At 39.8% G+C, this 9,089-nt stretch carries 11 protein-coding genes; 7 read left to right on the top strand and 4 right to left on the bottom strand.

Going from position 1 to position 9,089, the window contains the following annotated elements; genetic code table 11:
* Window positions 1-276 precede the first annotated feature (276 nt).
* From BLR42_RS20940 to BLR42_RS20930, 3 genes are all read right to left on the bottom strand, one after another.
* Window positions 277-1,443, bottom strand: coding sequence for a HipA domain-containing protein (locus BLR42_RS20940; RefSeq protein ID WP_139165235.1), 1,167 nt, complete (start codon window positions 1,441-1,443; stop codon window positions 277-279).
* Between the two features lie 11 nt (window positions 1,444-1,454).
* On the bottom strand, window positions 1,455-1,853 hold the full coding sequence (locus BLR42_RS20935) for a helix-turn-helix domain-containing protein (protein ID WP_026528012.1): 399 nt from the start codon (window positions 1,851-1,853) through the stop codon (window positions 1,455-1,457).
* Window positions 1,854-2,005: 152 nt separating this feature from the next.
* Window positions 2,006-3,313, bottom strand: coding sequence for an ATP-binding protein (locus tag BLR42_RS20930; RefSeq protein ID WP_091873413.1), 1,308 nt, complete (start codon window positions 3,311-3,313; stop codon window positions 2,006-2,008).
* 222 nt (window positions 3,314-3,535) lie between these two features.
* Between BLR42_RS20930 and BLR42_RS20925 the strand changes: the two genes are divergently transcribed.
* From BLR42_RS20925 to BLR42_RS23145, 6 genes are all read left to right on the top strand, one after another.
* On the top strand, window positions 3,536-5,104 hold the full coding sequence (locus BLR42_RS20925) for an amidohydrolase (RefSeq protein WP_091873410.1): 1,569 nt from the start codon (window positions 3,536-3,538) through the stop codon (window positions 5,102-5,104).
* 221 nt (window positions 5,105-5,325) lie between these two features.
* Window positions 5,326-5,808, top strand: coding sequence for a hypothetical protein (locus BLR42_RS20920; RefSeq protein WP_091873408.1), 483 nt, complete (start codon window positions 5,326-5,328; stop codon window positions 5,806-5,808).
* Window positions 5,809-6,024: 216 nt separating this feature from the next.
* Window positions 6,025-6,243: a hypothetical protein gene (locus BLR42_RS20915; protein WP_170832920.1), complete on the top strand. Its 219-nt coding sequence runs from the start codon at window positions 6,025-6,027 to the stop codon at window positions 6,241-6,243.
* Between the two features lie 11 nt (window positions 6,244-6,254).
* Window positions 6,255-6,413: a hypothetical protein gene (locus tag BLR42_RS23150; RefSeq protein WP_170832919.1), complete on the top strand. Its 159-nt coding sequence runs from the start codon at window positions 6,255-6,257 to the stop codon at window positions 6,411-6,413.
* A 16-nt stretch (window positions 6,414-6,429) separates the two neighbouring features.
* Complete coding sequence (locus BLR42_RS20910) at window positions 6,430-6,819, top strand: DUF4342 domain-containing protein (RefSeq protein ID WP_091873401.1); 390 nt, start codon at window positions 6,430-6,432, stop codon at window positions 6,817-6,819.
* 185 nt (window positions 6,820-7,004) lie between these two features.
* Window positions 7,005-7,178, top strand: coding sequence for a hypothetical protein (locus BLR42_RS23145; RefSeq protein ID WP_170832918.1), 174 nt, complete (start codon window positions 7,005-7,007; stop codon window positions 7,176-7,178).
* Window positions 7,179-7,367: 189 nt separating this feature from the next.
* On the opposite strand, the gene BLR42_RS20905 is transcribed toward BLR42_RS23145, so the two are convergent.
* A complete protein-coding gene (locus tag BLR42_RS20905) occupies window positions 7,368-8,147 on the bottom strand; it encodes a hypothetical protein (protein ID WP_091873399.1) in 780 nt (259 codons plus the stop codon).
* Window positions 8,148-8,328: 181 nt separating this feature from the next.
* Here BLR42_RS20905 and BLR42_RS20900 point away from each other — a divergent pair, with 181 nt between their 5' ends.
* The gene (locus BLR42_RS20900) at window positions 8,329-8,988 is read left to right on the top strand and encodes a hypothetical protein (protein ID WP_091873396.1); all 660 of its coding nucleotides are present in this window, start codon (window positions 8,329-8,331) and stop codon (window positions 8,986-8,988) included.
* Window positions 8,989-9,089: the final 101 nt, after the last annotated feature.

The following is a 9,089-nucleotide window of genomic DNA, read 5'->3' as shown; positions in this document are numbered from 1 at the left end:
AGCTACACTTTAAGGAAAGCCAGATGGCTTTTCAAGTATATATTGTTATGTTGTTAAGGTGCGTAGGCTTCCACACATATGCCAGAGGCCTCTTTATTTCGTGGGAATAATAACCTTGCTGTATTTCATCACAAACATCCTGTGAGATACCATTCTAGTATAATGACAGGCCGACTTATGATTTGGCTAAAGAAAATGAAATCCCAGGGCATCATATCAATATGTCCTGGGATTACACTATGTAATCATCTATAACTAATATCGAATATATTCCAATTAGTATGACTTGTGAAAAACTTCCTTACCCAGCTGTATGTCACGGCATAAATCTATTTTCTTTTCATACCAATGGGCAATGTTATTTATGTCCTTTTCATGCATTTTGGGATCCTTAGCGTAAACTTCTCTTATAAATGATGAAGGAGGGAGTTTTGTCAGATCGATGGCATTTCTGTTCCTTACAAGCTTTATAAGATCTGATTCCTTCTTGGTAAAACTGTGAGTATCTATATCAAGAAGCTCCTTTTCATTTTTGGGAATGGCTTTTCCGGCAAACATTGATCCGCCACTATCAAAGATCGGAGCAAGTCCTTTAAATTGCAAAGTTGCAGCATCTCTAATAAAAGCAATGTTGTTTAGGTGCCGGTCATAGCCGGACATGATGAAATCAACAAGTATCTGATAATCAAGTCCCTCTGCAATGGCGTCCGCATCCATGCCATATTTCCTGCACATATTCATCAGATGTTCATAGTTGGAAATATTGTTGCTTTTTTTCTCATTGGTAAAAAGAGCCCATGCTGATACTAATTCTTTGTTCTGGGAAGTAAAAAGTTTTGAATAGCAGCCGTAAGCATATTCTTTCCCTTTTATTTCTATGAGATTATAGTCAGTATAGTTGGCAAAACCCTGCCTTTTATGGATTTCTGACGCAATTACCTCATTTATACTCTCAGTGGATAAGGATGAGTGATTTCCTTTGATAAGATATCGCTCGCCGTTGTTGATTGTCCATGTTTTTTCAATAGTTCCTTGTAGAGAGCCATTGGGAGAGTAATGAGGCGTGTTTCTGTCTGCCTCGCGCTCTGACGGTTCCCTTTCCCAATTCAGCAGATTACTCTTAAAATCATTATCAAAAAGGTTAACGTCTTTCCAGGTGAGTTCGCTATCGACAGGTTTTAACCAGTAATAGTCTGTAAGGCTTAGCCCCAGGTTTTTTATCAGATAGTCACTTGGCATTGAATAGCCGTTTTCAGAGAGGAAATGTGCAATATTATCCTGATCAACAGGAATTGAGCGTTCATTCCACCAAAGCTTAAGCCAGTTCCCCTGATACATGTCCTGAATGGGAGCAAGCTCTTTATTCTTGATATTTCTTGAATAACTTATCATATCCCCTTCCGTGGTAAATTCTGCATATGTAATAGGGGAATCTTTACGCATGATAAAATATCCTAAAGCATCGTCTCCCATGCATCCATCCTCGCTTTCCTAGCTATGTTACTAATATACGTTTCAGCTATATCCTTAATATATTGAGCATTCAGCTCATTATTTTTACATAAGTACGATGTGCCATTTGTACCAGAGATATAGTATTTTCCATTTTTTATCTTCAGGCTGTACCCATCAGGCAATTCCGGAGTTGGTGCTGTTTCCTTTGCAAGCCTGTAGAATTCATCCATGGATAGTGAAAAGGCTTCTGCCAGTTTCATGAAAACCCTTACTCCGGCATTGTCTATATCGGTTTTGCCATTCACAATGTCCCCTATTGTAGTGTAGGGGATGCCAGTTGCTTTACAGATATCTGAGAGCTTTATTCCATTTTCCTTAATATATTTTTTTATGTTCATGAGCGATACCTCGGTACAGCGTTATATATATAATAATATCGGTACACCGAGAATTCGTCAACAGCTTAATTGTACACTTTTGGGGCTTTATGTAGAAGAAATGTAAATCCCAGGACATCATAAAGCTATGCCCTGGGATTATGCTTATGTTTTTAAATGAATAATGCCATGTATAACGGAAGGGTGATTATTCCTGCGTCTCCTACGCCTATGTTGCCATCTATGAACTTATATCCAAAATCTATATCGGATTTATTTTTTATCACAGAATTAAGCGATGTAGCACGCGTATTACCGCTCTTTACTTCTATTGGAATGACCTTGCCATCTTTTTGAATCAGAAAATCTATTTCCTTTTTAGTTGTTTCATTTTTATAGAAGAAAAGAGAGTAATCTTTTTTGATCAGAGCATCTGCAATGGCGCACTCAAACAATCCACCTTTTGTGTTTCCGGAAAGCGTGTTTTCAACTATATGTTGCTTTAGTGAAAAATCTTTCATGGCAATAAGCAGAGATAGATCAGTGGTATACGCCCGGAAAAAGTCGTCTCTTGCATAATCATCAAGATCATAGCGCATATCAGAAACAAGCCGGCAGAGCTGGATGATATCAGCTCTTAGGAGCCAGTCTATGCTTGAGTAATACTTCTGAGCCCTTGCGCCATGTTCAATCTCTTTATACTGAAATTTATGGTTTTCCTTATCAAGGAGCTGCTTTGAAAGGGAAAGATAGCATTTTTCTGCCTTTACCTTTTCTTCAGCAGTTGCGTAATGAGCTATATCATACAAATAACCCTGCAGGAGGCTCCGCTGTACCTTATCTACTTCCCTGTAATCTTTGGTATCTATATATTTTTGAACAGCTTCAGGCATACCACCGGTCGCGATATACTGTCTGTAATATGACATCATCTGATTGTGGATGCCTTCCGGAACAGCCTTCTTCTCGGAAAAAAAGGATTGAAGTGATCTTATCATGTCATCAGAAATGCCAAGTCCCCAGAGGTATTCTTCGAAATCAAGTCCATGCATTGTGATGTAATCAACATACCCTACGGGGTAGGATGATGATCTTTTGTAATCTATACCCAGAAGAGAGCCTGAAGCTATTACGTCATATCTGTTATCTGTAGCCCAGAACTTAAGTGAAGTTATGGCTTCCGGACATTCCTGGATCTCGTCTAAAAAGATAAGCGTTTTATCAGGAACAATTTTCTTTTCCGGAAATCTGAATCTTAATGCCATGACCATGTTATCAACAGTCAGATCACCTGAGAAAATCTCAGCGGCTGAAGGAGTCTCTTTAAAGTTGATTTCAACGGTTTCTTCGTAGTTATCACGGGCGAATTGCTCAATTATATATGTTTTTCCAGTCTGGCGAGCGCCTTTGACGATAAGGCATTTCTTATCTTTGGTGGAAATCCAGTTTTTCAGCTGCTCAGTAACTTTTCTTTTTAGCATTACGACACCTCATCAACATTTTGGAATGTTTAAAATGCATCCAAATCAACAATTTAGAATATAAAAATGTTATACATATCAACATTTAAGAAAATTCTACCATGAATATCTGAGTCGAACAATATTTTACAGGTAATATCTGCCGCCTTTTTTGTCTAAAAGTCTGTCTGTTCTCAGATAGCATGGAATTTTGTATAATTAAGCCACGGAGGATGGCAGGCTATGAAGGTTTTTGAGGGGAATATCCTGACTGTCAATCAGGATGATGAAACAGTAAGATATCTTGTCGAGGATGGGGGAAGGATTGTCTTTGTCGGAAACAGTCTTCCTGATAAATACAGCGCTGCTACTAAGATTGATCTCGGGGAGCATTCTCTAATACCGGCATTCTGTGATACACATCAGCATTTCGCGTCTTTTTCAACGTTTCGTGCAGGACTAAATGTAATGGAGTGCAGCTCTAATGAAGAGATACTGCAGGGAATAAGCGAGTTTAAATCAAGGTTCTCTGGGAAGATCATGATAGCTTTTGGGGCTTCGCCCTACTCAGTAAAAGAGGGAAGGCTTGTAAGCAGGGAGGAAATCGACTCTGTATGTTCTGATAAGCCGGTATTTCTTGTAAAGTATGATGGTCATGCCTGCATAGTTAACAGTGCGCTTCTTAAGCTTGTAGATAATAAGGTGAAGAATCTTCGCGGTTACCATCCTGATACTGGAGAGATGAACCAGGAGGCCTTCTTTGCAGTGTCGGATTATATTACCAATTCAATTCAGCTCCCGGAGCTTTTAAGAAACATGCAAAAAGCCGTTGATTATGAGGCTTCAAAGGGAATAGGCATGATCCATACTGTGAGCGGAGTAGGATTTCCACTTAATATAGACATAAATCTTGAAAAGTGGTTTGCAAAGAGTGTCCAGCGCGGTTTTCAGATAAGGGTATTTCCCCAGTCCATGAATGTTAAGGTTGCTACAAGTAGGAAGCTCCCAAGGATAGGCGGATGCTTTGAGTGTGCTTTGGATGGCTGCTTTGGATCCCATGACGCTTCAATGAATGAGCCATATGTAGATGAAATAGGCGGTAACGGCGTTCTTTATTACTCAGATGAAAAGGTGGCTGAGTTCTGCAAGGCCGCAAACAGGGCAGGGCTTCAGATAGAGATGCACGCCATCGGGGATAAGGCATTTGATCAGGCAACAAGGGCTCTAAAGGCTGCGCTTGATGATTATCCAAGAGATGATCACAGACATGGGATTATCCATGACTGTCTTCCAACCAAAGAAGGTATGAAGATATGCAGTGATTACAATATCCAGCTCCCAATGCAGATAGCTTTTGATAACTGGAAGCAGGAGCCTTCGGAGTATACAGAGAGTATTCTTGGAAAAGAGAGAAATGGAAGGCTCAATCCTGTGCGGAGTTTTACAGAAAACGGATGCGTTGTTTCCTTTGGAAGTGATGCGCCCTGTACGGATCCTGACCCAATAGTCTGGATGCATAAGGCTGTAAATCACTCTAACCCTGACGAAGCTGTTGATATCAAAAAGGCTCTCAGAATGTGCACATATAATGGTTACTATACTACCTTTGATGAAAAAGAGCGCGGATCTCTTGAAGTTGGAAAGGTGGCTGATATGGTAATCCTTTCTGATAATCCTTATACCATGCCTTCAGAAAGGCTCTGTGATCTTAAAGTAGAAAAGCTTATTCTTTCAGGAGAAGAGTATAAGGAGCAAAATAAGTCTGTTCCGGGAATAGTATTTGGAGGAATGTTGTCTTCTGCCAAGGCGTAAATAAAAGCAAAGGAAATTCATATAATGAAGAGATGGAGATCATGAAAATCCTACACCGTATTACTACAGTGCTGATGATCTTGAAGTTTTTGGTGGCTAAAGCTCTAATGGATTTCTTCCGATAAACAAAATAGCAAAGGATTGCCAGGCATTGGCGGTAATGGATAAAACCGCCAGGTCTGGCTTTTTGTTACTGTTTTTGTTTTGAATGGAGGGATTTTATGATAACTGAAGGGATAAACGAAAGTAGTAAGCATCAGATATATACCCATAGTCTCAGGCCTGAGAGTATAGGTGATACCAAGAGGTCCTCGTTTTTGGAGATATTTAACAGTACGGCAAAGGAATACGTGCAGGATAACAGGCCCTGTGAATACTTTGATCTTGCTGACAGTACTGGGCATATAGGCTATAAGAGTGCGATATATTACTGTAATAAGGAAAGTAACAGGTTAGAGCTTGGGAATGTTTCAGATGAGAGTAAGTGTATCAGGATTAAGCTCTCCAAGGGTGGGAGCCTTCTAGTTAACAGAGAGAATATAGATCAGCTTCTCATGAGCATAAGCATGTTCTCAGCTAAGGATCAGGGGCTTATAATGCAGGCAGTGATGAAGGATAAGATTGCAACTGAAGCAAAGAAGAGAGAAGAAACCAGGGATGATACGAAGGATTTGATTGATATGGTTTCTTCTGATGACAAGTGATTTAAGAAGCTGTCTTAGTCAGCTTTTGATTTGACAGGCCATCGTTGATGGTCTGTTTTTATATAAAAGGAGCCTTTTTTGCCATAAGACGCTAAGAATTAGAAATATGGATATGTTTTTTGCTCTACCTGATATGTAACAGATTCATCTTTTTGCTTACAATATGACCATAGACAGGAAACAGTTGTTGGTACATATAGAAGGAGAGTGATGATCATGTTACTGACAATGCTTTTTATGGTTTGTATGTTTGGTTTTATAGGTAAGCTCATAGGATTTGCTTTTAAGTTCTCATGGAGCATGATCAAGGTTGCATTTTACCTTGTATTTTTGCCGTTCATCTTAATAGCAATGGTAGTCGGAGGACTGCTTTATGTAGCACTTCCTGTGTTTATAGTTGCAATGATTGTTGGTCTTTTGGTTAAGGAGACTTAAGGAGTTTTGACATGATGGAAACAGTTAAAGCCCAGATTACAGATTTTCTTAGCAGAGGATCCAGGGAAGAGGTCCTTTTAAAGAAAATAGCGGCTATTGGTATCGTAATGCTCTTTATTTACAGGATCTTCTATGTAGCCGGAGTAGCACTTGGACATATGGTTTTGTGATAGGAGGACAAATATTATGAAAATCACACTTGAAGACATTGAAAAGGTAATGAATCAGGCAGGAGTTGATTATAAGGCTGCAAAGGAAGCGCTTTTAAAGGCAAGCGGCGATGCAGAAAAAGCAATCAAGGATCTCCAGCCTAAGGTTTGCGAGCTTGAAGAAGATGTACAGAAGCTCGTCGATAAGGTAAAGGCTGTTGTTGCTGAAGGTAATGCAGACAGAGTCCAGATCCTTAAGGGTGATGAAATCGTGCTTAGCGTACCTGTTAATGTTGGTATTGTTGGCGGCATTCTTGGAATTGCAGCTGCTCCCTGGGCACTCATTGCAGGAGCTGTTGCAGCATTTGGTCTTGGATGCAAGCTCGTTGTAGTAAAAAAGGACGGAACTAAGGACGAGATTAAGTAAGGCAGAGGGATAGAAAATATCATTTGGGCAAAGCAGGTCAGTATCCTTCATGAAAGGTTTATTGATATAGCACGATAAAAGAGGAGTATCCGGATATCCGGTTGGATATGCAGGGCTGTTCTAATAAGCAGGATAATCTCTTTCTACTGACACAGTATTGACTTGGAGAAAAGGAGAGATTTGAAATGTTAAAAATGACATCAAGATCAGAAGTAGTTTTGGGAATAGTTTTTGCGGTGAGCGGACTTATGTGCCTAGTTGGCGGAAGAGCTCTTATGTCTGGTGTATGGTTTCTTTGCACAGCAGCTCACTTCTTTGAGGCTTACAGACTTCATTGCAAGGAAAAGGATGAGATTTGACACAACAACCATTAACGGAATAGAATAAAATAAATAATTGCAATAGTGATTATTGCATGTTACATCTAGCGAAACGAGTCGACCCCATCGGCTCGTTTTGTGATTAATAGAGTTTTCTTATATAAAGCGAATCCCCCGGGCATTGCCCAGGGGATTCAGTGTAAAGAGAACCTACTTGAAGTGAGGTTGTTAGCACGCATATCGGGTCTTTAGCCTGTCATATTCATTTGACATGCGAATAAAATCTTCGGGATTACCACCATTATCTGGGTGGAGCTCCTTGACCCATTTTCTGTAAGCTTTAGTCAGTTCTGATCTGCTAGAACAGTTCTGGAAATAAGATATATTCGAAGAATTTCTTTGTTCTCGGGCAGCTTGTTCACGTCTTGCCCTTTCCCGGCGAAAGCGCTCTTCCTGTTCTTGTCTTTGCTGTTCATAATTCGCATGGTTATTATCTGTTTTAGCCTGTTCGTGATGATCCTGGGTGGAATCTTCCTTTTTTGCATTACCATGAAGCAATTTTCTTATGGTCACAAATAGTTGTGCTATTTGTATAAAGCATTTTTTGATAGCGTTTATGATATGTTTTAAGATTGATCCAATCAGGCGGAATGGGAAGGTGATAACAGCAATTATGGTTCCGATAAAGTCGGCGATATCTACTGCATCATCAATGTTATCTTCAAATACTTCATGGTTCATTAGCATGTAAGATATGAAGAGCACTAATGCTGCAACCCAGGTGTAAATGCTTTTATGAACCTGTGGAGATACAAGCTCTGTTGCAAGTACGATAGACATTACTGCACCCTGGAGGGTAACGAGAGCTGTCCCCACGTATTTGAGCTTTTGTGATAAAAAGAGGATAAGAGCTGCTGCTGATCCTGCAACAAACCCCTCTGACGCATAGTGGGAACCAAAACAAACAAAACCTATGAAAAATGCCATAAATACGTCTACTCCAAGCATGTCTGACCTCCGATTCCTAATGACTGAATTTGCGTAATTTATCGTTTCGAATCTTCTATGCATCCTACTGTATCACATGGTATGGTATTTTTATTGGACAGCAGATTGGTTATTTTATCATTAATAGATTATCTAATTGCAAAAGTAACAGTTAGCTAAAAAATAAAGGATATTTGCAAGTATGATTAACGTAGAAGAAAACATAAAGAGATTTGAAGAACTGATGGGAAGCGTGGAGAGAGACGGCGTAAAGGAATTGATGGATTACATCAAGAACAAGACCGATTTCTATACCGCACCGGCATCTACACAGTTTCATTTGGCATGTGATGGTGGTCTTCTCCAGCATAGCCTTAATGTGTATGACTGCCTTGTAGCTAAGAAGGAGTCTCCTGTATGGAAAAGGATAATCGAGGCAATACCAGAAGAGAGCCTTATTATCATGGCTCTTTTACATGACCTTTGTAAGGTAAACTTTTATGTGAAAGGCACAAAGAACCAGAAGACTTATGATCCTGAAAAGGTAGCTGCAGCTGAGAATTGGCAGGTTAAACATGATGATAAGGGCAACTTTATTTGGGAGACTGTCCTTCGCTATGAAATAGACGATACCATGCCTTTAGGACATGGAGAGAAATCTGTTATGCTGATTAACTGCTTTATGAAACTTAAGACTCCTGAGATATTTGCAATAAGGTGGCATATGGGATTTTCTGAGGAAAAGAGCCAGTATAAGGCAGTTGGTGATGCTATGGAGAAATATCCTATAGTGCTTGCCCTACATGAAGCAGATCTTGAGGCATCAAAGCTGCTTGAGGATGTGGCAGGGAATAAGGAATAAACTATTAAATAGGCTCTTCTGGCATGAGTGTGGTTAGTTAAATACGCTGAAGTCCTCATGCCATGCGGCTTAAGCGTACTTTACACGGTTGCGATTTGGTA

Origin of the sequence: Butyrivibrio sp. INlla16, from assembly GCF_900104155.1 — a bacterium.
GTDB lineage: Bacteria > Bacillota > Clostridia > Lachnospirales > Lachnospiraceae > Butyrivibrio.
The sequence above is the reverse complement of the archived record's forward strand: the minus strand, read 5'-3'. Positions and strand labels throughout refer to the sequence as shown.

Excerpts from the sequence above, each read along its gene's own strand:
- BLR42_RS20940 (WP_139165235.1), bottom strand. The coding sequence starts at position 1,443 with ATGCGTAAAGATTCCCCTATTACATATGCAGAATTTACCACGGAAGGG.
- BLR42_RS20935 (WP_026528012.1), bottom strand. The coding sequence starts at position 1,853 with ATGAACATAAAAAAATATATTAAGGAAAATGGAATAAAGCTCTCAGAT.
- BLR42_RS20930 (WP_091873413.1), bottom strand. The coding sequence starts at position 3,313 with ATGCTAAAAAGAAAAGTTACTGAGCAGCTGAAAAACTGGATTTCCACC.
- BLR42_RS20925 (WP_091873410.1), top strand. The coding sequence starts at position 3,536 with ATGAAGGTTTTTGAGGGGAATATCCTGACTGTCAATCAGGATGATGAA.
- BLR42_RS20920 (WP_091873408.1), top strand. The coding sequence starts at position 5,326 with ATGATAACTGAAGGGATAAACGAAAGTAGTAAGCATCAGATATATACC.
- BLR42_RS20915 (WP_170832920.1), top strand. The coding sequence starts at position 6,025 with ATGTTACTGACAATGCTTTTTATGGTTTGTATGTTTGGTTTTATAGGT.
- BLR42_RS23150 (WP_170832919.1), top strand. The coding sequence starts at position 6,255 with ATGATGGAAACAGTTAAAGCCCAGATTACAGATTTTCTTAGCAGAGGA.
- BLR42_RS20910 (WP_091873401.1), top strand. The coding sequence starts at position 6,430 with ATGAAAATCACACTTGAAGACATTGAAAAGGTAATGAATCAGGCAGGA.
- BLR42_RS23145 (WP_170832918.1), top strand. The coding sequence starts at position 7,005 with ATGTTAAAAATGACATCAAGATCAGAAGTAGTTTTGGGAATAGTTTTT.
- BLR42_RS20905 (WP_091873399.1), bottom strand. The coding sequence starts at position 8,147 with ATGCTTGGAGTAGACGTATTTATGGCATTTTTCATAGGTTTTGTTTGT.
- BLR42_RS20900 (WP_091873396.1), top strand. The coding sequence starts at position 8,329 with ATGATTAACGTAGAAGAAAACATAAAGAGATTTGAAGAACTGATGGGA.